Consider the following 25,553-nt stretch of genomic DNA (forward strand, 5'->3'; position numbering starts at 1 on the left):
ATGGTGATTTCTCCAATTGATTTTCCGGTGTAGCGGTTTCCGACGTCTCGGAAAACCAAGTAGTTCTCTCAAAGTTATTTCTATTAACGACACCAAATTCAGAAGCTTTAGAAAAAAGTTTAAAAAAATAACATTGCGAGATTTAGCTAATAAAATTGAAGAAAAGTAAGAAAAAGTGCTCAAGTTTCCACAAATCGAGCCGAGAGGGATAAATTGTATAGAAAACCAGCAAAAGGAAACAATTGAAGGTAAGTTCGCAGACGATAGACGTGAAAATTAGAAAAGAAAAAGCCCCTTTTCCTTTGAGAGAACTGGGGCTAGGTTGGTCGCCAGAGCCTATGTGGAGATCAAGAGAAATGAACACATTTCCGGCATACCGAGTGCAACTTTACATTGAAAATGATTGGCAGGTGAGAGATGAGAGAGCCGCTCATTCTATTGTAAAGTTGCTTGCCAAAAGCCTGCATTCCCATCCACGTCTGAATGTATTGAGTACAGGCTAAGTAAACTACTGCAATAGTGACATTGCAGAGTTTGGCAACTGTTTCGCTTGAGCAAGAATCGATGTACCTGCCTGTTGCAAAATTTGTGCTTTGGTCATTTGCGTGGTTTCTTTCGCAAAATCTGTATCTTTAATTCGGCTGTTCGAGGCGTCAACGTTTTCTTGGATATTCGCCAAGTTGTTGATGCTGTGACTCAAACGGTTTTGCTTCGCACCTAAGTCTGCACGTTGCGAGTCTACGTATTTCAGTGCCGAATCCAGCACAGAAATCGCGTTTTGAGAGCCTTGTACCGTGGTCATATCAATATCTTGTACTGACGTTCTGATAGGTTCATCACTCAGGCCAAGCTCAGATGCTAATCCACCAGAAATGGAAATCTCGCCCTGAACGTTTGGGTGCGCGACAAAAACTTGCAGCTTGCCATCTTCACTTACAGACGCATTAATCATATCAGACTGACCATTAATGTAAGTGGCAAGCTCTTCGATGTCGTCGCCCGCTTTGGCATTAATGTTGATTTCTAGATCATCAACATTGCCGTCTTCGTCTTCACCCATACCTGGTAGCGTGATCTTCAAGTCAGATTTAGCTGGGTCAACGCTCCAGTTTTTATCTTTACCGTTCTCAGATAAGAAGGTCACACCGCCCATGCGAGTATCGTCCGCACGAATGCTGGTGAGTCCCATGATCATGGCTTCACCTGAGCTCGCACCAATCTGGAATGCTGCTTCACCGAATGAGCCGTTCAATAGACGACGACCACCAAATGAAGTGGTTTCTGCAATACGGTTTAGCTCGTCAATCAATGCCATTGACTCTTCGTTGATCGCCTGACGCTCAGCTGGAGAGTTAGTACCATTCGATGATTGAATCGCAAGGTCACGCATTCGTTGCATGACAGAGGTTGCCTCATTCATCGCACCTTCAGCGGTTTGTGCAATCGAGATACCATCGTTCGCGTTACGCATTGCGACATCTAGGCCACGAGACTGTGCAGTTAAGCGGTTAGAGATCTGTAGACCTGCCGCATCATCTTTTGCACTGTTAATCTTATGTCCTGAAGATAAGCGCTCCATCGACGTGTTTAATTCATCAGTCGCTTTGTTTAGGTAACGCTGCGCGGTCATCGCGGAGACGTTAGTACTAACTGTTACAGCCATTTTGCTCTCCTGTTGAGTTCGCAAGCTTTTGCGAAGCGGCCAGCTTTACTCTCATTTGGATAAGCACTGACCGTAAAAGTTACTTGCTAAATCTGCCTTAAACGCAGGGTTTAGAATCTCTAAATCTGTTCTGATATTTTCAATACAATTTGTGTGCCAACTTGAGTAAATTATTTAACTACTTTTAAAAGAATCAAATAAACAATAAGTTAGCTTTATCATTAAGCTATTTCCGGTTTGTCAGACTCATCTTAGCCCATGGGTATTGAACGCTGCCCTGTTGCCGCCCGACTTGCCTCCCGCATCATTGCCGCTTTGGGTAAAATCGTGCCGCATAACATCTCAGACTCTCAGGTTACGTCGACTTATCGCGCTTAAGGCTTTGCACATAAGGCATCAAAATCAGACAATGTGTATGAGTGTCATACTAGATGTAGTTAAACAACGTTAGATCTTTGGTCTTACCGAATGCTTGTTGCGATGCCTGTAACGCTCGCGAGTTTTCACTGAACTCGATCACGGCTTTAGAGTAATCCAAGTCCTCAAAGTTGCTCTTCGCTTTTGCCAGAGACAAATTAAAGTCTTCATGATTTTGCTCTTGGATATCCAGCGTACTCAATCGAGCACCGGCATCTGTACGCGCTTTATTCAAATGGATAAAAGCAGCGTGGAATTCTTCTGTCATTTGGTGCAATTTGGCGGTCGCCGACGTATCCGAAACCGATTTGTCTGACCATGCCATTGCATCCTTGAAGGTATCGAAAATGCTGAACTCTGCCCGCTTTTCGATCTCAATGCTGTCACCAGGCGTAATTTGGCCTTTTACGTGCACTTTCAGGCCTTTGTATTCAATCCCTTTCTCTGGTGAAAACTCATCGGCATCCACTACTTTGCCGTTACGCTCTAATTGGTAACCAAATTTGCCGTTATTCATATCGACAAATGTCACGCGATACGCCGCATCATCCTTAGCGTCAACGTTAGTAGCTTTGTTTAGCAACAGCTCAGAGCCGTTTTGTAGATCGTAATTCGGCTGATAGTCGCCAAATGGGTTTGGTATCTCCATAAACAGCTTGCTGCCGGGATCGTTCATTGGCATCTCAAGCATGCTGGAGACTTTCATTTTGCGCTGATAATCGTCCCCAGCGTATTGCACGCTACCATCTTTATCGCGATAAAATGGTTGGCTTTTTGGCTTAGTGCCAGCAAACACGTAGTTACCAGATTCATCTTGCGAGTTCACCAAGTTAAGGAAGTTGTTCGCAATCTCTTCTAGCTCACGCTTCTTTGCTTGTCGGTCTTCCGCAGAAAACGCACCGTTAATCATCTCCATCGTTAAGCGCTTCGACTCGTCGGCAAAATTCTCCGCATTGGCGATATTAACTTCGTGGTTTTCTAGACGATTACGCACCAACACTATCGAGCTAAGATATTGTTGTAGCTGTTCTTGTTGCTGACTAATGTTTTGGATGTAATGCGCAGCGAGGGGGTCGTCACTAGGTTTCAGTAACTTTTTCCCTGAAGCAAGTTGCTCTTGGTTGTGGTGAACCTTATTCTCTTGACGACGCAGATCATTTTGTACGGACTGATAGTTATGGAAACTAGAAATTCGGGTTAGCACTTATCTCTTCTCCTTACCTCAGTTGTAAAATGGTATTGAAGGTATCATTCGCCGCTTGCATCACACGTGATGAAGCCATGTACGCTTGTTGAAACTTCATCATGTTGGCCGCTTCTTCATCGAGGTTAACACCAGAAATAGAAGCAACGCGCTCTTGCGCCGCTTCATGCTCTAAACGAGCGACGGAGGCTAAACGGTTTGCTGTAGAAGACTTCAGTCCAACTTCGGTATTGAGGTTATGATAAACATCGATCAAGGTACTGGATTTTCCATCCATCATCTTGTCTGTTTGGATCTTCTGCATTTTTCTCAAGTTGCCGTTACCACCTTCAGAAGGCACCAAGTTTGCGGTGAATTTATCATTCATCAGTGCGCCTTCGCTCAACTCAAACACGGTTGCATCGCCGTTTTTATACAGCGGATGACTTTTCGGCACTGAGATTTCAATCATCGGGTTATCTTTATCTAACGGGTATGAGTATTTGTCCGATAGTAAATTACCCTTGTTATCCGTGATCTTTAACCACGGCTTATCATGCTTCTCGTCGGCTGGTTGTACGGTAACCTCAAACTCTTTAACATCCCCCGCCTCACGAATTTTAAACTTGGCGTTACCTTGTGCAAAAGTGGTTGAGGCTTCATAACTTTGTGCGGCAATAGCTTTTGCATCATTGGTTTCCATCTTTATGATGGCTGCACCAGTTCTCGTTGGGCGGAGCAATACGCGCTCACCGGCGGCAAGGCCTTCACCAATTTGCACTTTCATACCATCCAGAACAAACGACGAATCCGAACGGTCGATGTTCAACGACATTTGCTCACCTTTCGGTGTTGTCACGCTGTATTGGTCGCCATCATAACGCAGCGAATATTCACCACCTTTGATCGCGGAAATGTCCTCGATGTAAACCGCAACATCAGCTTGAGAGTCAGGCGCAGCAAAAACTCGAGATTTTGCCACCAGCTCAGAGTTCACATCGGTAAATACGTCTTTACCTATCTTACCGTTGAGATCCAGACCTTGAGATTGCAGCTGATTAATTTTGTAGGAGAAACCCGTCGCTAAACGGCCCATTTCATCTTGCAGTTGTGGGATGTGTTTGTCGCGCATTTCAAGTAAAGCGCCGATTTTGCCATCCATATCATCAGACTTGATCGCTTTAATGCCATTCCCTTCCACCATTGCTAATCGTCTTTGATGAACATCCGGATAGCCATCGATCATTTTGAGCTGGCTTGCTTCCGTACCAGAAACAAGTGTGTGTCCATTGCCGATATGAACATTAAACCCTTCCGCATTTTTGCGTGGGGTTACAGTAACTTTGGTGTACTCTGACAGCTCAGTAACCAGCTTTTCATGCTGATCCATTAGGTCATTATGTGGGCCGGGGGTGCGCATCATCAGTCGATGAATATCGCGAATTTCCAACGCAAGTTGGTTAACGCGCTCAATGCCCATATCCAATTTTTTATTGGTGACATCAGATTGCAGTCGAACGGTTTCGTGGAAATCATTTAATGTATCAGAGAAGATTTTCGCCTTTTCCAATACCACTTTTCGTGCCCCTAAATCGTTCGGGGTATCTGCCATGGTTTTTACCGCATCGAACCACTCATTCAGGTTCTCGGGAATTTTCTTCGATGCTACGGAGCTCAACATGCTAGAGAGCATATCAAGATTGTCTTGGGTATCCGTTTTGTTGGCATTGTTGGTCGACGACAGGTTCAGTTCATTCACGGCAAACTGATCCCACGAGCGGCGAACATTTTCCACATGCACACCCATGCCGTAGGTAGAACCACCAAACATGCGCGGATCATTCGTGCCTTGGATAACAGACTGACGGCTATAACCATCTGTATTAACATTAGAAATGTTATGACCAGTGGTGTTTAATTGTCTCTGAGCAGTAAGCACACTTTGAGTACCTACATTCAGAAGATCTGACGCCATACATGCCCCCGAAAACGAAATATAAATCGGCAAAACCGATCACCTAGACACATTAAAAGCAAAAGATGTGCCAAGTGATAGAAAGGCGTAGATGTTCAGATAAAGTGAAGGCTTGCACTATGGCAAGCCTTCGAGAACGTCATAAATTGTCGCAGAAACATTACATACTTTCGATTTTATCCTTCACCTGCAGGACTTTATCTGCGTAATTCGGATCGGTCGCGTAACCCGCACTGTGGATACCGCGAATAAACGACTCTGAATTCCCGCGTTGCTGTAATGCTGTCTCGTAACGTGGGTTGTCATTCAAAAATCGTACAAAGTCATTAAAGCTGTCTTCGTAACTTGAGTAGGAGCGAAACGCTGCCGTCTCTTTCACTGGCGTGTTATCGTGGAACTCTAAAGTTTGAGTCGTCACTTTGTCACCCTGCCAGCTTCGATCTGCTTTGATATTAAATAAGTTGTTGCTGCTGCCACGCGCGTTCTTCACGACCTTTTGTCCCCACCCCGTTTCCAAAGCGGCTTGCGCAAGTAGCAAAGATGGCTCGACACCTAAGGCTTTCGCAGCTTTCTCCGCGTATGGCTTCATCGAGTTAACAAAGGATTCTGGTGAATCGAATCGAGTGGGTTCATTGCTTGGTCGAGATAGCTGACCAGACTCAATCAAGCGCTGTTCAATCTCGCGCGCTTTTTTCGGGTCAACACGACGATATTCCGCAGCATTGTTTGCCGCATCACGCATAGCCGTTTCTTTTTTGTCGTTCCCTTGCCCAGCCGTTAATTGCTTAACAATCATATCGGCCAGTCCCATTGAACCAGACGAACTCAATTCACTCGCCATCTGTTCATCCAACATTTGTCGGTAGAACTTCTCGTTTTGGCTGTTCATCATGTTGGACTCAAAGCCCTCATTGGCTTCACGCATGGATTTCAACATCATGGAGGTGAAGATCGATTCGAACTGACGAGCAGCCGCATGCAATGCTTCTTGCTCGCCATCTTTTCCCTCTTTCACTGCTTTTTGACGCAGAGTATCCAGAGAACTGATGTCATGGATAAAACCAATGTCGTTAGGATTGTTCATTATACCTACCTCCTAACCATTAAATGATGATCAACTGGCCTTCAATGGCACCAGCTTGCTTCAATGCTTGTAAAATTGCCATCAAGTCCGAAGGCGCAGCCCCGACTTGGTTCACGGCACGGACCAAATCATCCAACGTTAAGCCTGGTTCGAACTTAAACATTTTGCCTTGCTCTTCGCTGACTTCGATATCCGAGTCTGGTACGACTACGGTTTGCCCACCAGAAAAGCCGTTAGGTTGGCTAACATTCAGGTTTTCTTTGATCGCAACCGTCATGCCGCCATGCGTTACTGCTGCTGGTTTAAGACGTACATGCTTACCAACTACAATGGTGCCCGTGCGAGAGTTAACGATGATTTTGGCTGCACCATCTGCTGGGTCAAACTCTAGGTTTTCGATTGCCGATAAGAACGCAACACGCTGGCTGACGTCACGAGGAGCACGCACGCGCACTGATGTCGCGTCAACAGCGCTCGCCATTTGTGGGCCGAGGAAGTTGTTTACAGCATCCGCCATACGTTGAGCCGTTGTGAAGTCTGACTCAAGCAAGTTGAACGTGATGTAATCACCACGACCAAATGGGTTTGGAATTTCTCGCTCTACTGTCGCACCACTAGAGATAAGACCAACGGTTGGATTGTTACCTACGATTTTAGAACCGTCAGCGCCTTCAGCACTGAAGCCGCTCACTACTAAGTTACCTTGAGCCACCGCGTAAACTTGACCGTCGAGACCTTTGAGGAACGTTTGCAGCAAGGTGCCACCACGCAAACTTTTAGCACTTCCGATGGAAGAGACAGTCACGTCCACTTGCTGACCCGGTTTAGAGAAAGGCGGCAATTCTGCCGTAACCATGACTGCGGCAACGTTTTTAATTTTTGGCTTTGTGCCTGGCGGCATCTGAATGCCGAAGTTTTGCAGCATGGCGGCGAAACTTTGCTCTGTAAACGGGTTCGCTTCACCCGTACCAGGTAAGCCTGAAACCAAACCATAACCCACGAGTTGGTTGCTTCGTACACCTGCCACTTGCGCGACGTCTTTGATACGTGCGGCTTGGGCTACGGTAGAAAACAGAGCAACGCTCATCAGTACTAAAAGGAGTTTTTTCATGCTTACTTATCTCTTGCAGTCAAATTGCCGTCAGCACGGCGTGTTATAGCGCTACATTAAAGAATCGTGCCAAGAAGCCTGGCTCTTGCATATCTTGTTGCAAACCAGTCCCTGAGTATTGAATTCTTGCGTTAGAAACGCGATTTGATGCAATGGTGTTGTCGAAATTAATATCATCCGGACGAATAGTGCCACTTAAACGTATGTACTCATCACCCGTATTTAGCGTCATCCACTTCTCACCGCGGATCACGAGGTTGCCGTTTGCCAGTACTTCGATCACCTCAACAGTGATGTAACCACTGATGCTGTTGCTCTGCTTTGCAGAAGAGTCACCTGCAAATGAGTTGGAGTTGTTTAAGTCATAAGAGAAATTATATTTTCCGCCAATTTGCAGCTCTTCTCCGCCCACTTGAAGCGGGTCCATTTGCGCTTCATTGGTTTTCGATAAATCGGCATTTGCGCTTTTCGTCGCACTGGTTGTCTCATCCAGTGTTACGGTAATAATGTCGCCAATACCACGTGGTTTAGAATCGTCGTATAGATCGGTAATGTGCTCGGCGCTAAACAACGAACCTGTTGCAGCAGCATAATGCTCAGGTTTGTTTTTCGGATGAATTGGAGCCCAAGCAGGATCGCCAGCAACCGGATCGCTTCTACCACGTAAAGTATCTACAATACCGCTGCTCTCTTCTTTCGATTTATCGCCTTCTACTGCGTCGACCACAGTGGTTGCTTGTGTCACTTCATCCGTTTCAATCGGTTCCAACATGGCACAGCCCGACATCGTAGCAATCAAAGCGAGTAGGCAAATACGTTTCATCGTGAGCTCCTCAAATCTTGCTCTTAATCGTTACAATTGCTGGTTAACGAAGCTCATCATTTTATCGACTGACGAGATCACTTTTGAGTTCATTTCGTAAACGCGCTGGGCTTCGATCATGTTGACCAACTCTTCCGTTACATTCACGTTGGACGCTTCCAGCATGGATTGACGAATTTCACCCAAACCGTCCAAACCAGGAACACCCTCTTGTGGATCGCCACTGGCACCCGTTGGTAAGTAAAGGTTCTGACCAATTGGCTCTAGGCCACCCGGGTTAACAAAATCTGTAATGGTTAGCTGACCAACGACTTGGTTGTCTTGCTGACCTCGGACGCGAACCGACACTTCACCATCCGTACCGACAGTAATAGAAATTGCATCTTCTGGAATCACAATTTCAGGCTCTACAGGGTAGCCAGAACCCGACGTGACTAACGTGCCTTCACCATTGAGCGTGAACTGACCGTTACGGGTATAACCGATGTTGCCGTCCGGCAATGTCACTTGGAAAAAACCGTCGCCTTCCACCATCATGTCCAGTGCGTTGGTCGTTGTCTGTGCATTGCCGTGCGTGTGCACTTTTTGCGTCGCAACCACTTTAGAACCCGCACCTAGCATCAAGCCACTTGGCAGTTCCGTGTTCTGAGATGACTGGCCGCCAGGCTGGTTGATGTTCTGATAGAACAGATCTTCGAATACTGCACGGCTCTTTTTGTAGCCGACAGTAGAGGCGTTCGCCAAGTTGTTCGAAATCGTGGCAATGTTGGTTTGTTGGGCGTCTAGACCTGTTTTACTTACCCATAGTGCTGGATGCATAGTGAACCTCTAACTCTGTTAACTCATACGAAGCAGTGAATCTGAAGATTTATCCATTTCTTCAGCTGTGCTCATCATCTTGACTTGCATTTCAAACTGACGTTGTAAGTCAATCAATGCGGTCATTTCACCTACGGCATTCACGTTACTGCCTTCTATCGCTCCCGTCTGGAGACTAACAGTCGCGTCTGCTTCGTAAGGTTGGTTTGGAGTTTTATGGCGAAATAAGCCATTGGTGTCTTTAAACAAGCTTTGATCATTAGGCTTAACAAGCTTAATGCGATCAACCGCTTGGAATTCTTCTGCCGGGGCACCTTGAGGAAGTACAGAGATGGTGCCATCCCGACCGATTTCAATTTTGGAGAGAGGAATAGGCAAAGTAATCGGCGCGTCGTTTTCACCCAGCACCAAATGACCACTTGCGTTGGTAAGCATGCCATTTTGATCGACTTTTAGGTTGCCGTTACGGGTCAACCCTTCTTTCCCTGTATGATCGAGTACCGATATCCAACCGCTGCCTTCAATCGTCACATCCAGATCACGCCCTGTTGTAATCACGCTACCTTGAGCAAAGTTATGCCCTGGACGCTCTGTCATGCTGAACACACGTGAAGGATGGCCTTCACCATAAGCCTGCATTGAGCGAGCCTGTGCTAAATCAGCCCGAAATCCGGTCGTGCTTACGTTAGCCAAGTTATTAGCGCGCAATTGTAGTGCCTGCATATTTTGCTTGGCGCCACTCATTGCGAGAAACAGTGCGCGATCCATAAATTACTCCAAAAAATCTCTCTGTACACGGAGTAAAAAGCAATAGTTATGCCAAAATAAAAATAGACTTACTAATCAATATCTTGAATTAATAACAAACTATTAAAAGAGGTCAATAGAGGCAGAAAACTGTAACGAGAGGCAAGGTTTTGATCCATACGGCGGCAACAGCGGCAAATCGTAGATCAAAGCATGCTTAGCCTGAGTGAGGTGTATTCAGGCTAAGCATCAGATGAATGTCATGATGAAAATGAACAAAGCGGTAATTACTAAGAAGCAATCACACGCCATTGCTTACTCAAGCAGAGTATCGAATGACCCAGCTAGTGCTCTAACGGATCTGTAAGATATTCTGTTGTAGTTGGTTGTGTACTTCTAGCGAACGTGAGTTTGCTTGGAAGTTACGCTGAGCAGAGATCAGGTCCACCAACTCCTGCGTCATATCAATGTTTGACTGTTCCAGCATACCGTTATTGATGGTGCCGAAAGAGCCTTTATTTGATTCACCCCAGATCTTGTCACCAGAGAACTGCGTTGAATCCCATTGAGTGCCGCCTTTCTTATCCAGACCTTGCTCGTTTGGAACACGTACGAGAGCAACACGACCCAATGTAACGTTTTCACCGTTTGAGTAAGTCCCCAATACGCTGCCGTTTTCATCGAAGTCAACTTTGGTTAGGAAGCCCGTTGTTGCACCGTCTTCGTCAAACTTAGTCAGTTCGAACGGAGCCGCAAACTGTGTTGCTGAGCCTAAGCCGAAGTTAAGCGTCTGCGCAAGATCAGCACCATTCATATCGACTGGTGTCGTGTTCGTCGCCGGATCGCCCAGAGCCACAGAAGTGATTGGCTGACCATTGTTCAAGCTCGCCAACGTACCATCGTTGTTGAACTTCATGGTATGCCCCACATGACCTGTTGGCGTTTGCGCATCACCAGCCGCAACATTTAAAGGCTTTTCACCTTCTTTATCTGTCACGGTGTAGTAAGTGTTCCATGTATTTGGCTGAGTCTGATCTTTCAAGTAATACGTCGTTAGCTTGTAAGACTGACCCATCGAGTCATAAATTGTCGAAGAGGTTGAACGGTTGTATGTATCTGGGTCTGAAAAATCAAACTGCGTTGGATCTTTCAAATCGCCGTTCGCTGGCAAGTTCACACCCACTTCAATGTTTGCTGTTTGTTTTGGCTTACCAAATTCAGCAGGAATATTGATGGGTTGTGGCTCGTATGAAGAAACCTCACCAGAGCTTGGGTCCACTTGGTAACCTAATAAGAACTCGTCGTTCGCGGTCACCATGTAGTTTTCTTTATTTAAGTGAAATGCACCATTACGTGTCAGTTCATTCTGTTGTGGAGTTAGACGCTCTTTCGCTACAGCGAAAAAACCTGTCCCCGAAACACGCAAATCCATTGGGTTGTTGGTGTAAATGCTAGAGCCTTCATGGAACTGCTGTGCCACTTGGCTTGCTTGCGCACCACCACCCGGTGTGGTTTTTGCGTTAGTAAATAAAGAGTTAGAGTAGACATCAGCAAACTCAGCACGGGACTCTTTAAAGCCGTAAGTGTTGGCGTTCGCAATGTTGTTACTGGTGGTATTCAAATCCAGTTGGGCGGCGGACAAACCGCTTAAAGATACATATGACATTCCAAAATCTCCTAATCTAGCGAGCTATGACTACGCTTTGCCGACTTCCAATACTTCTGCAAGTCGAACTGGCGATTCAAAACCAGCCAGATTGAGTAATACGTTTCCGTCACCTTTGCCAAGCAATACGCTGTTTACGTTGGCGTATGTCGATACTGGGAACTCTTGCGACTCCCCTTCAACTAAGCCAGACGCTTTCACTTTGTATTTGCCAGCTGGCAGTGGATTTCCGCTTTCATCTTTACCGTCCCAAAGCACACGCGTGTCGCCGGCTGGTTTCGCCCCTACCTCAAAGGTACGAACCAGTTGGCCAGCTTCATCCTCTACACGAACAAACAGATTATCGATAGATTGTGAAAGCTTAACCATTGCCGCCATTGGTGCGTCGTCCTGCTTCACACCTGCTGCTCCTGGGACCAATACGTCACGCCCTACCAAAGAGGAAGCTTGTAACGCTTGATTTGATGTCATTGACGAATTCAAACTCTCAAACTGAGTGTTCATCTTGCCAATGCCATCAACGGTCGCAAATGAAGCCATTTGCGCAATCATCTGGTCATTACTTACCGGCTTAAAAGGGTCTTGCTGAGACAGTTGCTTCGTGAGCAATGATAAGAAGTCTTCCTGTTTTAGGTCCTGCTTACCCGTGCTCTCTTCCGCTTTCTTGTTACTCTCTTGTAGACTTTTAAGCTGGTCGATATAGGACAAGCCGCTTTGACCAACGTTGTTAATTCCGGCCATACGCTACCCCCTTATCCTTATTGACCCATCTGCAGCGTACGCAGCAGCATTTGTTTACTAGAATCAGCGACCTGTACATTAGTTTGGTATGCACGAGAAGCTGAAATCATGTTTGCCATTTCTTCCATTACATTGACGTTAGGCTTGTAAATGTAGCCTTCTTCGTTTGCAAGGGGATGGTCTGGGTTGTACTCCGCACTCAGCGGTTTATCACTTTCTACAATACCCATCACTTTCACTGGCACCGTATCACCGCCACGCATGGCGTTACTTAACTCTGCACCAAACACTGCATGACGCGCTTTGTAAGTGTCTTTCGCAGAGCTGCTGACACTGTCGGCGTTCGCCAAGTTGCTTGAGGTAGTATTCAGACGAACGGATTCAGCGCTCATTGCGGAACCTGTCACATTGAAAACGTTAAATAAGCTCATCTAAATTATTCCCCTTTGATTGCTTTGGTTAAGTTCTTGAATTTGCTGCCTAGAAAGTCGAGTGATGCTTGGTGTCTGATTTGGTTTTGCATAAACAAGTTACGCTCTAAATCCAAGTCTACCGTGTTGCCATCTCCCGTATCTGGTTGCGTAGGAAGACGATATAACTTGTCCCCAACCAACGTCGTAGTGGCAGGAATATGCCGACCATCTGTGCGACTAAGACCAATGCTTGCCCCAGATGTTGCCGCTTGCAATTCCTTCGCAAAGTCTAAACCTCTTGCTTTGTAACCAGGCGTGTTTGCTTGTGCGATATTGGTGGAAATCACCTCTGCATTGCGCTCACGTACGCCCACCGTGTGCTGGTGGATGCCTAGTGCATTGTCAAAAGATATAGCCATGTTTGCCTCTACAATTAAGAACTGACCGTGATTGATAACCAAAAAGCAATTAGCATGCCAAAACCTAAAGCATTACACCAACCTAGTGGTTACCGTGAATTGAAATAGCAATAAGTGAGCCAAAGTAACTGGAATGTCATGTCGTATCACTTTGTTCACTTAATAAAGATACACCGTGTTGAGGGCACAAGGCAAAAACGCGCTTCAACTAATTGAGTGATACATGAAACGCTCGGCGCAGAAAGGTAACAAACAAAAAAGCCTGACACGAAGTCAGGCTTTTCTATCAATGAAGAGATACCGCTATTTAAGCTTGTAAATGATGCCCGGATTACAGCGCACCATTTCAAATTTATCAGTCAGACCAGTTAGCGACTCTGATGCCCCTAACAGCAAGTAACCACCAGGGTTTAAACTGCTCGCCATTTGGTTAAGCACTTTAGATTTCATTTCTGGAGAAAAGTAAATCAATACGTTACGACAGAAAATGATGTCGAACTTACCCATCAGTGCGTAACTGTCCATCAGGTTTTGTGGACGAAAGTTCACCAAACGCTTGACGTTATCTTTGACTTTCATGCGACCACCGTCCGCATTTTCAAAGAAGGTGCGACGACGTTCTGGTGAAAGCCCGCGACCCAAAGCCAAGTTGTCGTACACCCCTGCACGACACATCTCGAGCATACTTGCCGAAATATCTGTGGCTGTAATGGACACGTTTGGTAACAAGCCCGGCTTGCGCTGTTGCGTTTCCAGGATCGTCATTGCAATAGAATACGGTTCTTGGCCCGATGAACTGGCAGCAGACCAGATCTTAATTGGGCGCTTACTTGCCGCTACTTCTGGCAATAATTTGTCAGCTAAAACCGTGAACGGATAAGTATCTCGAAACCACAAGGTTTCGTTAGTCGTCATCGCATCCACAGCGGCGACTCGTAATTCTCGATTACGCCCTGTAACAACATCACGTAGCAAATCTGATAACGATGCGAGCTTAAACTTCGTCACTAAAGGACTCAGTCGGCTACGCACGAGGTATTGCTTGCTATCACCTAACACGATGCCACATTGCGATTCTAGAAAACGGCTAAAGTCACGATACTCTTGATCACTGATTGTAATAGCAGTCATTAATGTCTCTTTTATTGTGTTAATGCAGATTTAACCGCGTTACCCAACTCATCTGGGTTAAATTTCGCAATGAAGGTGTTGGCACCTACACGCTCAACCATAGCTTGGTTGAATACACCACTTAATGAAGAATGGAGGATAACATAAAGGTCTTTCAAATCGGCATGTCTGCGAATTTCAGCCGTTAAGGTATAGCCGTCCATTTCTGGCATTTCAATATCGGAAATAACCAACGAAATTTGATCGTAGATATTGCCTTCTTGAGCCATTTCAATCAACTTATTGTACGCTTCTTTGCCGTCTTTGACAGATACGACCTCAAAACCGATGGATGTAATCGCACGCTCTACCTGTTTACGCGCGACCGTCGAGTCATCAGCAATCAGTATGCGGCGTACAATAGGCTTTTCTTGCTCTGCTTGTGCGATTTCTTCGCCAATAGCGGAATCCATCGTTTCATCAACTGGCGCAATTTCTGCCAGGATTTTTTCAACGTCAAGGATTTCAACCAGCTCATTGTCAATGTTTGTCACGGCAGTCAAATAGTGCGCTTTACCTGCGCCGTCTGGCGGTGGCAAAATCGCTTCCCAATGCATATTGATAATACGCTCAACCGATGATACCAAAAATGCTTGGATCGTACGGTTAAATTCTGCAATAACAACAAAACATTTATCTAAATCAGTGGTTGGGCGGCCACCAATTGCCAGGCTCAAATCAATAACGGACACGGTATGGCCGCGGATATGAGCGATACCTTTAACCAGAGGGTGTAGATTTGGCATTGAAGTCAGCTTAGGGCACTGTAGTACTTCTTTCACTTTGAATACGTTAATGCCGTAGCGCTGTCGGCCCATCAGTCGAAAGGTCAATAATTCCAATCGGTTCTGACCGACGAGTTGCGTACGCTGATTCACCGAGTCAAGAATCCCCGTCATATGCTCATCTCCATCTCAAACTTTTTGTTTTTAAATGATACTCTACCACTGGCAAGCACGATACCAGGGAGACAGTATGGCGTATTTCACTTTCACTTCGACACCATTGACTATGACAATATGTAGAGCGCTAATTACAAAGTACGCTAAGTCTATCGGCATTTTGCTCAGTATGTTTAGCTTTTTTGTTCATTCAGCTTCAGATAATCAGATCGAGCAAATAAAAACAGCAGCAGAACAACATATTCTTGCTACGGTTGATCAGCCTGATGGTGGCGAGCTATCTGTTAATGCGGCAGAGATCGACTCGAGAATAAAAGCAACGGATTGCCCTGTTCCGTTAGATACATCTGCCTCTTCCACCAGCAGCACGAGAAGTAACATCAATGTGTTAGTGGAATGCCAACCGGATGACTGGAAAGTCTATGTCCCTGTGAGGATCTCGGTATCAGTACCAATGATCGTCGCTACACGAACACTAGGGAGAGGAGAAATCGTCAGCGCATCGGATGTTACCACTTCCATGATCGAGCTACAGCGCTTTCGTAAAGATGGATTTTCTAGCTACGATCAAGTGGTTGGGGCAAAGCTAAAGCGTAATGTTCGTTTAGGCGATGTCGTAGAGAGAAATGATGTTTGTGTGGTATGCCGAAATGAAAAGGTCATTATCAAAGCGGTGAATTCTGGCATGACGATCACAACGCAAGGCACAGCATTGCAGGATGGTTCAGCTGGCGATCAAGTAAGAGTGAAAAATGATAAGTCACAACGTATAATAGAAGGCATAGTGACTGACATTGCGGAAATCACTGTTAATTTTTAATACCCACTGGTAGCGTGTTTAAACTGATCAATAAAAATGCAAAAAATGACTAAAGTTATTTTTGCGCTGGTCGATAGTCTGGATACCAGTATTACGATACAAGGCAAAGGTTAAACATGGCAGGTATAGATAATATACGTTCAGGGCAAATGATGACGACAACAAGTCGCGCACCTGCACGTAACGATTCCAATGCTACCAGCACGACAGAATCAAAAAAGGCGCCAGCGCAACAAGACGCAGTATCACTCAGCCAGCAAAGTAAAGCCGTCAGTAAACTCCAGAAAGATATGGCAGCTTCTCCGGCATATGACAGCGCCAAAGTTGCAGCAATCAAAGAAGCTATCACAAACGGTTCGTACAAGGTCGATCCTGAAAAATTGGCTGACAACATGATTAAGTTTGAAAACGAATTGCAAGGCAAAAGCTAACTGACTTAGGCCGAAGGTAAGTATTTTATGGCAGCATTAGTCGATCTCGTTAATTTCCAGCTAGAAAATGCTAAGGCACTTTCCGCTGTTTTACGTCAAGAAACACAAGCAATAACGGCGCGTGTCTCTACCGAGATTGAGAACATTGCCAAACAGAAGATGACGCTCATTGATCAGCTCAGAACAACTGATCAGCGAATCGCCTCTCACCCGCACGTCAATCAACTTACTGAAGATGAGCACCTAAGTCAGGTTGTTGCTCAAATCCAATCGATCGTCCTAGACTGTCAACAAGTTAACCAAGTAAATGGCGAATCGCTTAGTCGCGCACAGCTGAGCTTCAATAAACTCAACAACATGCTTCAGCGAACTCATGGCAAAGTTGGCATGACCTACAATGCGGGCGGAAAAACCCACACCATCTCGACGCTTGGCACCAATATAAAAGCTTAAACGTCACTCCTACCCTCAATTCCCGCGCTCACGTAGATATAAAAAAGCGACTCATTGTTACCAATAAGCCGCTCAAAAAGATTATCTGTCTAGTGAAATGGTTTAAAACAAGGTTTGCTGACGCTTCTCAGGCACCTGCTGAACTTCTCCATAATCACGTAGCTTATCCATCTTACGGATATCCAGACGCAGCTCAGTCACATAACTGTCTTCAACAAGATAACTACGCACAACTTCTGCACCACGAATTACACCATCGACGGCACCAGTGGTGCTTTCAATACCCAAACGCTGGTCTTGCAGCTCTGCACGTCCACTAACACGCATGCCATAAACTTGCTCTGCTAGCTCACGATAAGCATCAATTTTTGATGCGCGCATTGCTCGTACACGCTTTTCTTCTACTGTGCGGCCTGTTTGCTCACTGACGCTGGCGTAGCCCACCGCCACTAAGATTTCATCTTGACGCATCTGTTGTAATGGCTGACACCCCACCAATATCAGTGTGGCAACAATAAATAATAACTTCTTCATGCTTCTATCCTATGGACGGAGAATCACAGTGTACGGCTGACGAATGGTAGGGTCAGAACGAATCAACACACCATCTTGTGTGCGGATGCTATTTAACGTATCTAAGTCACGCCCAATACGGTCAGCCGGAAGGAAACCTTGCGCTGTCGCTACAACTACACGGCTTTGCATGCCAACCACGCGTGCATTGACAAGCACTCCGCCCTCTTGGCGCAGCATTGTTCCGGTCAGTACATACTGAATTTGCTGCTCTTGAGCTAAATCTTGCCAATCACGACTTAAAGCAAAATCGCCCTGCTGCGTCACTTGAATAGAGCCCGTAGTTTTGAAATCAACCACTTTAAACCCTCGGCGCTGAAACTGATGGATAAAACCTTCAGAGACCGAGTTACCTAACCAGTTTGTTGCATCCATATTTTGTAGATCAACAAACGAGGTAATCGCAATCGGTGTCCGCGCTGATACTGCCACATTAGAAACCATCAGGTCTTCTGTCATGCTCTCAATGAAAAAGTCCATCGTATGACGCGGACTATCCATCAGCATGAACTGGCTTCCCGAGTACGGTTCTTTACCATTGTAAATCGGTGAGTACGCGCACGATGTCAGAAGCGTCATCATCGATGCGGCGACAAGCCACTTTTTCATGGTTTGATTCTCCAGATAATCTTAGGTGATACCGTTCTTTATTAATTCCTTTCCAAGAAAGTGAATATTGGAACAGTCTTTGCTTTTCTTTGTTTGCCTAACGAAGAAAAACCCACCAAACTTCACTGAATTTGTTAAAGCAATATTTATACCCGAACGGTTGTAACCAATGAAAAAAATATTAAACAGTCTGTTTTCAATCACTTTAGTGATGCTTGTACCTTTTAAGGTAATGGCATCTTGGTATGAAGTCACAGGCGTTGCCACCATCGTTTCTTCAGAAGAGACGGCAAGGCTCCATGCGTTGGAAGACGCGCTGTTCAAAGCCGTCAATTTTTCGGGCGCAGATATTGGCAGTATTAGCAACTTGATGCCGCTATTAGAAGAAAGCCGCAACGAATACCAGTTTACGAATCATGAAGTCCGTTACATTTTGGTCGAGTCTGAACGCAAACGTCACGGTAAAGTCGAGGTAAAAATCCGCGTTGATATTTATCCATCGGCAACGGGTTGCCACACCGATCAATACAAAAAGACAATGCTGGTCGGCAATATTGAGGTCGCATCACCACAACAAGCAGTGATGGGACAAATTTATCAAGTTGGTGACGATTTTAGCCACGTAGTGAACCGTCAACTTGATCAAACCTCACGCAGCTTTGTGTCTGTTGGTACAACGGACTACTCAATAAGCCGCAACTATCCTGCTCGCACTCAAATGATCGCGCAAGACAACGGCGCACAATACATCATTGGAGGGGTCATTACCGATCTCACTGCAACGGTCGAATCTCAACTATTGCAAGATGACATCATCAATCGTCAGTTTGCGTTAGAAATGAAAGTATTTGATGGTAAAACTGGCCATGAAATCTTCAACAAAGCCTACCGTGAGGTCGCGCGTTGGCCATTTGCTAAGACGAGTCAAGTGGACACTCGTAGTGCACGTTTTTGGGCATCAACCTATGGCGAGATGATGCTTCGCGTTAGTCGCAATATTATGTTGGATCTGGAGTCGGAGCTGTCTTGCAAAATTACACTGCCAGAGGTTGTCGCAGTCTTCGGTAATACCGTAACGATGGATCTCGGCCGTATGCACGGCGTAAAAGAGGGAGACAAATTGCAGCTTTGGCACACCGCATCGTTTATCGACCAAAATGGATTGCCAAGAAACAAAGTCTCGCAAAGCGAAATTACATTAACGGTATCACGCATATACGAACACGAAGCGGAACTGACGATTGATCAGCCAAATTTAGCATCTAGCGTTCAAATTGGCGACGTAATGAACAAGATCCTATAAAAGCAAACATTAAGTCTTGAGATATGCTCGCTTTTGAATATCATAGGCAGCGCATCTTATTTGATTATACCAATGACCGTAGCGAATCGTTCAACGTGATGCTGATACAGATCTGGTAGATTGCTAGATTTGAACTCAGTAAAACAGTGCAATGAACTGCAACTATTGGTATTACGCCCCCATGGCACAGCTGGATAGCGCAGTCCCCTCCTAAGGGACAGGTCGTAGGTTCGAATCCTACTGGGGGCGCCATATCATAGCCTTAGCTCCCACTTGAGCTAAGGCTTTTTTGTATCTTCAATTTCAAGCCTCGCACTGCTCCCCCTAGTACACCGTGTTAGATAATCTTCCCAGTAATCAATATGATCGGATCGGGTGTTTCGGTTACGGGATAAAGCCTTCTACTGTTCTGACTTCTTCCCCTTGAAATCATTTCAACAAGCCCTATTTACAGTTTTGTATTTTATTACTTTAATTATCTATGAGTTTTGCTTACCCTTTTAGCTATTAATAAAATTATTAGTTAGCACTATGTCTAAGAGCAATTTAATAACTAACACTGGACACCGCTTTATTTCTAAAGGCAAGACAGCCTTTAAGATACATATCCATACCCCCGAGGATACGGTACTACACCGCTCGGTAGGATTTGTTCGTATTGGAGAAAAGAAAGGCTTACAAAAAGCCATTAAGCTGAGAAACGAGTTAGGCCGGCAAATGTGGGGCAAATTCTGGCGACGTCTTTTGAAAGACCCTTACCTAATGACTAGGCTTCCACATAGCGTTGAGCCTAAAATCGTTCACAAGCCTAACCCTACTCTTGAAAACCCTGACAACCGAGATACGTGTTACATCGCCAAGTGGCGAGAGTTCAATGATGACGGTGAGTATAAATATAAAACGGTGGTTCGCTCTATTAGTAAGTACGGCAAACTTGCCGCCTACATGCAAACCAAAAAAGCGTTGTTAGAAGCACATAAAGATAACTTGGAGATCCTGACATTTATGGGGCGTTTAAACAGCATTGATCTTAAGTAATACCTGGCCACTTTGAACATTTCAGTCAGTTTTTAAAGAGAAATAAAAAGCCCCAAAGAGCGAACTCTTTGGGGCTTTCAGCTTCAGTCTTCTATACTACGGTCGAATAGGAGCTTATTGCTGAACTTGGTATTCAAATTCTGGAACAACGACTTCTACGCGACGGTTTTGTTGACGACCTTCACGAGTGTCGTTTGAAGCGATTGGGTTGTTTTCACCTTCGCCACGAGCTTGGATACGTGATGAATCAATACCTTTTTCAACGAGTGCGTTAGCAACAGACTCAGCACGTTTTTCAGAAACCTTTAGGTTGTAAGCTGCTGGACCAGACGTATCTGTGTAACCTACAACTTCAACGTTCGCTTGTGGGTGCTCGTTTAGGAAAGCAACTAGGTTATCAAGTTTTGCAGCGCTCTCTGGTTTTAGAGTTGTGCTGTTTAGATCGAAGCTACCTGTGCCAATTGTTTGAGTTTCGAATGTTTTCGTAACTACAACTGGCTCTTCTACCACTTCTTCTACAACCACTTCTTCAACAACAACTGGCTCTTCTACGATTACTGGCTCATCGTTGCCGCCGAATTTGAAAGAAACACCTAGTGTTGCAGTGTTACCTGTCGCACGAGTTACATCGTTGCTGATGTCAGTCAGTGTTTGGTATTCCGCACGAGCTGTTACGTTTTGGCTTAGGTTGAATTCAAGACCAGCCGCGCCTAGGTAAGAGTAATCATCTTTGCCATCAAACATTACGTAAGCGCCACCCACTTTACCGTAAAGTGCGATGTCTTCAGTGATTGGTAGGCTAAATTTAGGAGCAAGAGTGATTGCTTCTACGTGGCCACCGAAAGAAGTTTGGTTAAAATCACCGATGTTGTCGAAACCCGCTTCTACTGCGAAGTATTTATTCATTTCGTAACCAACAAAAGCGCCAAGAGTAGAATCATCTTTGTCACAAGCCTGGCCCGCTACACACGCGTCTTCCATCCATGACTTACCCATCTTACCACCAACGTATACTTCTGCTTGTGCTGCTGAAGCCATAAGTAGAGACGCTGAAATTACCGCTGCTAATTTTTTCATTATTGATTCCTCTAAAGAAGTTCTTTTGTTAGATGCCGAAATGCGCCGTCTGACTGACGTTGTATTTCAATTCTTTTTATTCATTCCTTGAGTGAGATACTTAGTCAGCTTCTTTTTATGCACATGCATTTTTTTTATGGAAGCAACTTACGTACATTTCCTGTTCAGTGATACATATCGCCATCTCGGTATCGCTGACGGGATGAACTATAACGCTAAGAAATCGCGAGAAAAATCCCAATTCTGTCAATTTATTGTCATCAAAAATCTCGACAACATGTGATCTTAAGCAAAAAAATCCCCACGCAATCACGACGCAAACGTTTGCTTTGTTTTTTGGAACAACATAGCTAAAGCAAAGGCTTTTCTTAAAAATGAGACAAATAAAATGGAACTTTAAGGAAGATGGATAAAAATCAATCAGATATTTGATATATAATCGCTCGTTTTTTATTCATTCCAACGATATTTGGATTAAAAAATCTTATCCATATTGAGGTAAGTTACAGGTGAAACCATCTCTTCATTCACCAATATGAAAGAAAGTTTCTCGTTATCTAAATTGAAGATACAAAAAAGCCGCGGTTGCTCACCGCGGCTTTGTGACTATTTATTCAAAAGAACGTTCAGTTCAAAGCAATTATGCGTTTGCTTCACGCTCAGCAATGAACTCAAGCGCCATCTTAATGCGAGCAATACAACGCTCTTTTCCAACCAGCTCCATTACTGCATCGACAGAAGGAGACTGACCACCGCCTGTTACAGCAACACGTAATGGCATACCGATTTTGCCCATGCCGATTTCCAACTCTTCACATACTGCTGCGATAACGCCATCTTTGATGTTCGCTGTCGTCCACTCAGTTAGTGCTTCCACTTTCGCTAATGCAAGTTCTAGAGGCTCTTTAGCCACGCCACGTAGGTGTTTCTTCGCTGCGCCCGCTTCAAACTCAGAGAAATCTTCATAGAAGTAACGGATTTGCTCAGCTAGCTCAACTAGTGTGTTGCAACGCTCACCCACTAGCTTGATCACGTCAGTGATAGCAGGACCATTCGTTACGTCTAGTTTTTGTTGATCTAGATGCCATTGTAGATGCTCAGCAACGTACGCAGGGTCTGAGTTCTTGATGTAGTGGTTGTTCAACCATTGCAGTTTGTCAGTGTTAAAAGCAGACGCTGACTTAGATACTGCGTTTAGGCTAAATAGATTGATCATCTCTTCTTGAGAGAAGATTTCTTGGTCACCATGAGACCAACCAAGGCGCACTAGGTAGTTGTTTAGTGCCACAGGCAGGTAGCCCATATCGCGGTATTGCATGACTGATACAGCGCCGTGACGTTTAGACAGTTTCGCGCCATCATCACCCAGGATCATTGCACAGTGTGCAAATGTAGGTACTGGGGCACCTAGTGCTTCGTAGATGTTGATTTGACGAGGCGTGTTGTTGATGTGATCTTCGCCACGAACAACGTGAGTGATACCCATGTCCCAGTCATCCACTACTACACAGAAGTTGTAAGTAGGTGAACCGTCAGTACGACGAATGATTAGGTCATCCATTTGATCGTTGCGGATTTCAATGCGACCACGGATTTGATCATCAAATACTACGCTGCCTTCTTTCGGGTTACGGAAACGGATAACACATGGTTCGCCATCTTTTGCCGCTTCGTTTGCTGCTTTGATTTTTGGATGGTTAGCATCGTAGCGAGGCATTTCTTTATTTGCTTCTTGCTCTGCACGGATTTCATCTAGCAGCTCTTTAGACGCGTAACATTTGTAAGCTTTGTCTTCAGCAAGAAGCTTATCAACCATTTCGTTGTAACGGTCAAAACGTTGAGTTTGGTAGTAAGGACCTTCATCCCACTCCAAGCCTAGCCATTCCATGCCTTCAAGAATTGCATCAACCGCTTCCTGAGAGTTACGCTCAAGGTCTGTATCTTCGATACGTAGAACGAATTCACCACCTTGGTTTTTAGCGTATAGCCAAGAGTAAAGTGCAGTACGCGCACCACCAACGTGTAGATAGCCAGTTGGGCTAGGAGCAAAACGAGTTTTAACCGTCATTTGAGTTCCTTAGGGGTAATGAGCAACGAGAGATCTCTCGTTGTAATGTCAAGGATAAAAGTGGCGACATTTTACCACCGTAAGTCAATTCTACAATCGGTTTGACAACAGAAATAAAAACAGGGCAGAACCAAAAAGGCACAGCCCTACTATTTACTGTTAAAGCACAAGACAAAATTACTTCAGGTTACGCATTGCCCATTGCATAAATTCTTGCTGCTCTTCACGGCTCAATTCATTAAACGATGCTTTGATTGTTTTGGTTTCCGCTGGAGAAGACGCAATGCTTGCCTTGGTCGATTCTTTATTCATTACGTTGTTATAGTCGGCAACTTCTCGTTCGTAATCACGAAAACCTTGCAAACCACCTTTACGAAGTTGAACCATAGAGAATGCCACTTCTTTTCCGTTTTTGTCTTTCAATACCACTTTAGGATCGAGTTCGAAGGCTCTCGCCTCTTCAATAGTACGGAATGTTTGATAAGTCAGAGAAAGCTCGGTGTCTTTTTCTGCATCAAACTCTAATACCAGCGGCTGCGAATCGAATTTACGGCGCTTTCCATCTTCAAATACAATTTGTCCAACCGTTACCGCTAATTGGTTTTCCCCATCCTTTAACTCGATGCTGTTGTTCTTGGATATCCACTCAGGGTAGACGAACTCGCCGTTGAGAACGCGAGGAACTAATTCAGATTGCAGAGTGAGTTGAGCAGCAAAAGCTGGCGCCGAAAGCATTGCGCAAAGTCCGAGAAGTGTCGTTGTTTTTTTCATCATGGTTTCTCACTTTATACCAATTTAGATAAGCCTCTAAAATTTACAGGCCAGTCATTTCAAAGGCTTATTTGAATAAGTATCAAGATAAAAGGGCGTTTCCGCCCTTTTAGCTGCTTCTTTAGTTAGAAGTAGTATTCAACACCTACAGAGAACTCGTCGTAGTCAGCAGACTTCCAACGTGCTTCTGTTGGTTTATCTAATTGAGACGCACCGTCGCCAAAGTCTAGAGTACGAGCACGTACGTACAGCACTGCCGATGGGTCTACGAAATACATAACTTGTGCTGATAACACATCGTCCGCTGTATCGTTAATTTTCTTACCATCACGCTCTAGATCAAAGTTAGCGGCGTAAGCCAGTTTGTATTGCCAATCACCCGTGGTGTACATGATGGCGGCAGACATTGCATCTTGCTTTTCACTCACACCATTGCTTGCGTCCGCTTCCATGTATTTGTATTGCGCAAAGAAAGAGATCCCGTTATCAAACCAGCCTTGTGCCCCTACCAAGTACGTGTTGTTTTCCCACGTTTGGCTTTCCATCTTGATATTACGGTTACCTTCATATGCCGCATCTAACTGGATAGGACCAATTTTGTAGTGTGCTGCGATACCACCCCAGTAGTCATCCCCTTCACCTAGACCTGCTTTATCACCTGCACCAGCTGCGATATCTAGGGAGAATTTGTCAGCAAACATTGGAGAGTCCCAGCGGATAGTGTTTGATTGACGGTCTTGGTACTTGGCGCCACCAATAGCACCACCCCAGTCGTATACATCGCCCAGGCCAGGGTTAGATGCTGGCCAGTCAACCAATTCGTACATAGGTGTCAAAACGCGACCCAGGCGAATTTGCCCCCAAGATGCACTTTCAAAACCGACGAATGTGTCACGTTCACCAAGACCTGCGCCCTCGCCACCAAAGCTAGGGTCTACATAACCGCCTTCGATTTGCCAAATAAAAGTAGGGTCGAAGTTAGCAAATTGTTTTTTACCACGGAAACCAATACGAGATTCGTTGTTTAGCTGCATGCCACCCAAATCATCGTCCGTTGCTTTGCTGCCAGAATCGTAATCGCGGTACGCGGCCTGCATCGCGATGATCCCGTAAACTTCATAAGAAAATGAATCCTTGGTTAGAAACTCTTTTGCTGCGTCACTGTTTGCACCATCAGCAAATGCAGCACCACTGAACATCATGCCGGTAATTGCCGTGGCAAGTAGGCTTTTCTTTAGGTAAGACATTATAAACCCCTATATTTTTAGTTTTTTCCA

At 45.1% G+C, this 25,553-nt stretch carries 25 protein-coding genes and 1 tRNA gene; 6 read left to right on the forward strand and 20 right to left on the reverse strand.

Annotation, left to right across the window (positions count from 1 at the left end; all coding sequences use genetic code 11):
* Positions 1–508 precede the first annotated feature (508 nt).
* From R7P74_RS11295 to R7P74_RS11360, 14 genes are all read right to left on the reverse strand, one after another.
* Positions 509–1,663 (reverse strand): flagellin, encoded by a 1,155-nt coding sequence (locus R7P74_RS11295; protein ID WP_005382038.1) that lies wholly within the window; start codon positions 1,661–1,663, stop codon positions 509–511.
* A gap of 427 nt (positions 1,664–2,090) precedes the next feature.
* On the reverse strand, positions 2,091–3,284 hold the full coding sequence (gene flgL, locus R7P74_RS11300; protein ID WP_005382037.1) for a flagellar hook-associated protein FlgL: 1,194 nt from the start codon (positions 3,282–3,284) through the stop codon (positions 2,091–2,093).
* A gap of 13 nt (positions 3,285–3,297) precedes the next feature.
* On the reverse strand, positions 3,298–5,238 hold the full coding sequence (gene flgK, locus R7P74_RS11305) for a flagellar hook-associated protein FlgK (RefSeq protein WP_213967242.1): 1,941 nt from the start codon (positions 5,236–5,238) through the stop codon (positions 3,298–3,300).
* 160 nt (positions 5,239–5,398) lie between these two features.
* The gene (gene flgJ / locus R7P74_RS11310; protein ID WP_031779079.1) at positions 5,399–6,325 is read right to left on the reverse strand and encodes a flagellar assembly peptidoglycan hydrolase FlgJ; all 927 of its coding nucleotides are present in this window, start codon (positions 6,323–6,325) and stop codon (positions 5,399–5,401) included.
* Positions 6,326–6,341: 16 nt separating this feature from the next.
* The gene (locus R7P74_RS11315; RefSeq protein ID WP_005393118.1) at positions 6,342–7,433 is read right to left on the reverse strand and encodes a flagellar basal body P-ring protein FlgI; all 1,092 of its coding nucleotides are present in this window, start codon (positions 7,431–7,433) and stop codon (positions 6,342–6,344) included.
* 43 nt (positions 7,434–7,476) lie between these two features.
* Positions 7,477–8,256, reverse strand: coding sequence for a flagellar basal body L-ring protein FlgH (gene flgH, locus R7P74_RS11320; RefSeq protein ID WP_005382033.1), 780 nt, complete (start codon positions 8,254–8,256; stop codon positions 7,477–7,479).
* A 30-nt stretch (positions 8,257–8,286) separates the two neighbouring features.
* Positions 8,287–9,075, reverse strand: coding sequence for a flagellar basal-body rod protein FlgG (gene flgG, locus R7P74_RS11325; RefSeq protein ID WP_005382032.1), 789 nt, complete (start codon positions 9,073–9,075; stop codon positions 8,287–8,289).
* Between the two features lie 18 nt (positions 9,076–9,093).
* Positions 9,094–9,843, reverse strand: coding sequence for a flagellar basal-body rod protein FlgF (gene flgF, locus R7P74_RS11330; RefSeq protein ID WP_005382031.1), 750 nt, complete (start codon positions 9,841–9,843; stop codon positions 9,094–9,096).
* 331 nt (positions 9,844–10,174) lie between these two features.
* Positions 10,175–11,488 carry a flagellar hook protein FlgE gene (gene flgE / locus R7P74_RS11335; protein WP_318122854.1) on the reverse strand — a complete coding sequence of 438 codons (1,314 nt, stop codon included), beginning with the start codon at positions 11,486–11,488 and terminating at the stop codon, positions 10,175–10,177.
* A 30-nt stretch (positions 11,489–11,518) separates the two neighbouring features.
* Positions 11,519–12,229 (reverse strand): flagellar hook assembly protein FlgD, encoded by a 711-nt coding sequence (flgD, locus tag R7P74_RS11340; protein WP_005382029.1) that lies wholly within the window; start codon positions 12,227–12,229, stop codon positions 11,519–11,521.
* 17 nt (positions 12,230–12,246) lie between these two features.
* Entirely contained in the window at positions 12,247–12,660 is a 414-nt protein-coding gene (gene flgC / locus R7P74_RS11345; protein ID WP_005393132.1) for a flagellar basal body rod protein FlgC, read from the reverse strand.
* Positions 12,661–12,665: 5 nt separating this feature from the next.
* Positions 12,666–13,061, reverse strand: coding sequence for a flagellar basal body rod protein FlgB (gene flgB, locus R7P74_RS11350; protein WP_005382026.1), 396 nt, complete (start codon positions 13,059–13,061; stop codon positions 12,666–12,668).
* Positions 13,062–13,364: 303 nt separating this feature from the next.
* Positions 13,365–14,192: a CheR family methyltransferase gene (locus tag R7P74_RS11355; protein ID WP_005382024.1), complete on the reverse strand. Its 828-nt coding sequence runs from the start codon at positions 14,190–14,192 to the stop codon at positions 13,365–13,367.
* Positions 14,193–14,203: 11 nt separating this feature from the next.
* Positions 14,204–15,130: a chemotaxis protein CheV gene (locus R7P74_RS11360; protein ID WP_005382022.1), complete on the reverse strand. Its 927-nt coding sequence runs from the start codon at positions 15,128–15,130 to the stop codon at positions 14,204–14,206.
* A 76-nt stretch (positions 15,131–15,206) separates the two neighbouring features.
* On the opposite strand from R7P74_RS11360, the gene flgA reads away from it, so the two are divergent.
* The 3 genes from flgA (at position 15,207) to R7P74_RS11375 (ending at position 16,837) form a co-directional block, all read left to right on the forward strand.
* Complete coding sequence (gene flgA / locus R7P74_RS11365) at positions 15,207–15,953, forward strand: flagellar basal body P-ring formation chaperone FlgA (RefSeq protein ID WP_005382020.1); 747 nt, start codon at positions 15,207–15,209, stop codon at positions 15,951–15,953.
* Positions 15,954–16,069: 116 nt separating this feature from the next.
* On the forward strand, positions 16,070–16,384 hold the full coding sequence (gene flgM, locus R7P74_RS11370; RefSeq protein WP_005382018.1) for a flagellar biosynthesis anti-sigma factor FlgM: 315 nt from the start codon (positions 16,070–16,072) through the stop codon (positions 16,382–16,384).
* Between the two features lie 27 nt (positions 16,385–16,411).
* Positions 16,412–16,837 carry a flagella synthesis protein FlgN gene (locus R7P74_RS11375; protein WP_005382015.1) on the forward strand — a complete coding sequence of 142 codons (426 nt, stop codon included), beginning with the start codon at positions 16,412–16,414 and terminating at the stop codon, positions 16,835–16,837.
* A 102-nt stretch (positions 16,838–16,939) separates the two neighbouring features.
* Here the strand turns inward: R7P74_RS11375 and flgP are convergent, their stop codons facing one another.
* The gene (flgP, locus tag R7P74_RS11380) at positions 16,940–17,371 is read right to left on the reverse strand and encodes a flagellar assembly lipoprotein FlgP (RefSeq protein ID WP_005382014.1); all 432 of its coding nucleotides are present in this window, start codon (positions 17,369–17,371) and stop codon (positions 16,940–16,942) included.
* 9 nt (positions 17,372–17,380) lie between these two features.
* A complete protein-coding gene (locus tag R7P74_RS11385; protein WP_005382013.1) occupies positions 17,381–18,019 on the reverse strand; it encodes a FlgO family outer membrane protein in 639 nt (212 codons plus the stop codon).
* Between the two features lie 169 nt (positions 18,020–18,188).
* Between R7P74_RS11385 and R7P74_RS11390 the strand changes: the two genes are divergently transcribed.
* The 3 genes from R7P74_RS11390 to R7P74_RS11400 all read left to right on the forward strand — a co-directional run bounded on the left by R7P74_RS11390 (position 18,189) and on the right by R7P74_RS11400 (position 20,360).
* Positions 18,189–19,322: a flagellar assembly protein FlgT gene (locus R7P74_RS11390; protein WP_213874988.1), complete on the forward strand. Its 1,134-nt coding sequence runs from the start codon at positions 18,189–18,191 to the stop codon at positions 19,320–19,322.
* 175 nt (positions 19,323–19,497) lie between these two features.
* Positions 19,498–19,574: transfer RNA gene (locus tag R7P74_RS11395), tRNA-Arg, on the forward strand.
* Between the two features lie 279 nt (positions 19,575–19,853).
* Complete coding sequence (locus R7P74_RS11400) at positions 19,854–20,360, forward strand: hypothetical protein (protein ID WP_005382011.1); 507 nt, start codon at positions 19,854–19,856, stop codon at positions 20,358–20,360.
* Between the two features lie 114 nt (positions 20,361–20,474).
* On the opposite strand, the gene R7P74_RS11405 is transcribed toward R7P74_RS11400, so the two are convergent.
* The 4 genes from R7P74_RS11405 to chiP all read right to left on the reverse strand — a co-directional run bounded on the left by R7P74_RS11405 (position 20,475) and on the right by chiP (position 25,523).
* A complete protein-coding gene (locus tag R7P74_RS11405) occupies positions 20,475–21,437 on the reverse strand; it encodes an OmpA family protein (protein ID WP_005382010.1) in 963 nt (320 codons plus the stop codon).
* A 640-nt stretch (positions 21,438–22,077) separates the two neighbouring features.
* Positions 22,078–23,505: a glutamate--tRNA ligase gene (gene gltX, locus R7P74_RS11410; protein ID WP_213874989.1), complete on the reverse strand. Its 1,428-nt coding sequence runs from the start codon at positions 23,503–23,505 to the stop codon at positions 22,078–22,080.
* 177 nt (positions 23,506–23,682) lie between these two features.
* A complete protein-coding gene (locus R7P74_RS11415; protein WP_213874990.1) occupies positions 23,683–24,279 on the reverse strand; it encodes a YccT family protein in 597 nt (198 codons plus the stop codon).
* 122 nt (positions 24,280–24,401) lie between these two features.
* Entirely contained in the window at positions 24,402–25,523 is a 1,122-nt protein-coding gene (gene chiP, locus R7P74_RS11420; RefSeq protein ID WP_005382007.1) for a chitoporin, read from the reverse strand.
* Between the last annotated feature and the right edge of the window lie 30 nt (positions 25,524–25,553).

The organism is Vibrio sp. 2033 (assembly GCF_033339735.1).

Bases quoted from the DNA above. Each gene is read 5' to 3' on its own strand.
- flgC (WP_005393132.1), bottom strand. From the start codon at position 12,660: ATGAGCTTATTTAACGTTTTCAATGTGACAGGTTCCGCAATGAGCGCT.
- flgA (WP_005382020.1), top strand. From the start codon at position 15,207: ATGGCGTATTTCACTTTCACTTCGACACCATTGACTATGACAATATGT.
- R7P74_RS11315 (WP_005393118.1), bottom strand. From the start codon at position 7,433: ATGAAAAAACTCCTTTTAGTACTGATGAGCGTTGCTCTGTTTTCTACC.
- flgK (WP_213967242.1), bottom strand. From the start codon at position 5,238: ATGGCGTCAGATCTTCTGAATGTAGGTACTCAAAGTGTGCTTACTGCT.
- flgB (WP_005382026.1), bottom strand. From the start codon at position 13,061: ATGGCTATATCTTTTGACAATGCACTAGGCATCCACCAGCACACGGTG.
- flgP (WP_005382014.1), bottom strand. From the start codon at position 17,371: ATGAAGAAGTTATTATTTATTGTTGCCACACTGATATTGGTGGGGTGT.
- R7P74_RS11390 (WP_213874988.1), top strand. From the start codon at position 18,189: ATGAAAAAAATATTAAACAGTCTGTTTTCAATCACTTTAGTGATGCTT.
- gltX (WP_213874989.1), bottom strand. From the start codon at position 23,505: ATGACGGTTAAAACTCGTTTTGCTCCTAGCCCAACTGGCTATCTACAC.
- R7P74_RS11385 (WP_005382013.1), bottom strand. From the start codon at position 18,019: ATGAAAAAGTGGCTTGTCGCCGCATCGATGATGACGCTTCTGACATCG.
- R7P74_RS11360 (WP_005382022.1), bottom strand. From the start codon at position 15,130: ATGACGGGGATTCTTGACTCGGTGAATCAGCGTACGCAACTCGTCGGT.
- flgF (WP_005382031.1), bottom strand. From the start codon at position 9,843: ATGGATCGCGCACTGTTTCTCGCAATGAGTGGCGCCAAGCAAAATATG.
- flgH (WP_005382033.1), bottom strand. From the start codon at position 8,256: ATGAAACGTATTTGCCTACTCGCTTTGATTGCTACGATGTCGGGCTGT.
- R7P74_RS11295 (WP_005382038.1), bottom strand. From the start codon at position 1,663: ATGGCTGTAACAGTTAGTACTAACGTCTCCGCGATGACCGCGCAGCGT.
- R7P74_RS11375 (WP_005382015.1), top strand. From the start codon at position 16,412: ATGGCAGCATTAGTCGATCTCGTTAATTTCCAGCTAGAAAATGCTAAG.
- chiP (WP_005382007.1), bottom strand. From the start codon at position 25,523: ATGTCTTACCTAAAGAAAAGCCTACTTGCCACGGCAATTACCGGCATG.
- R7P74_RS11355 (WP_005382024.1), bottom strand. From the start codon at position 14,192: ATGACTGCTATTACAATCAGTGATCAAGAGTATCGTGACTTTAGCCGT.
- R7P74_RS11405 (WP_005382010.1), bottom strand. From the start codon at position 21,437: ATGAAAAAATTAGCAGCGGTAATTTCAGCGTCTCTACTTATGGCTTCA.
- R7P74_RS11400 (WP_005382011.1), top strand. From the start codon at position 19,854: ATGTCTAAGAGCAATTTAATAACTAACACTGGACACCGCTTTATTTCT.
- flgM (WP_005382018.1), top strand. From the start codon at position 16,070: ATGGCAGGTATAGATAATATACGTTCAGGGCAAATGATGACGACAACA.
- flgG (WP_005382032.1), bottom strand. From the start codon at position 9,075: ATGCATCCAGCACTATGGGTAAGTAAAACAGGTCTAGACGCCCAACAA.
- flgE (WP_318122854.1), bottom strand. From the start codon at position 11,488: ATGTCATATGTATCTTTAAGCGGTTTGTCCGCCGCCCAACTGGATTTG.
- flgD (WP_005382029.1), bottom strand. From the start codon at position 12,229: ATGGCCGGAATTAACAACGTTGGTCAAAGCGGCTTGTCCTATATCGAC.
- R7P74_RS11415 (WP_213874990.1), bottom strand. From the start codon at position 24,279: ATGATGAAAAAAACAACGACACTTCTCGGACTTTGCGCAATGCTTTCG.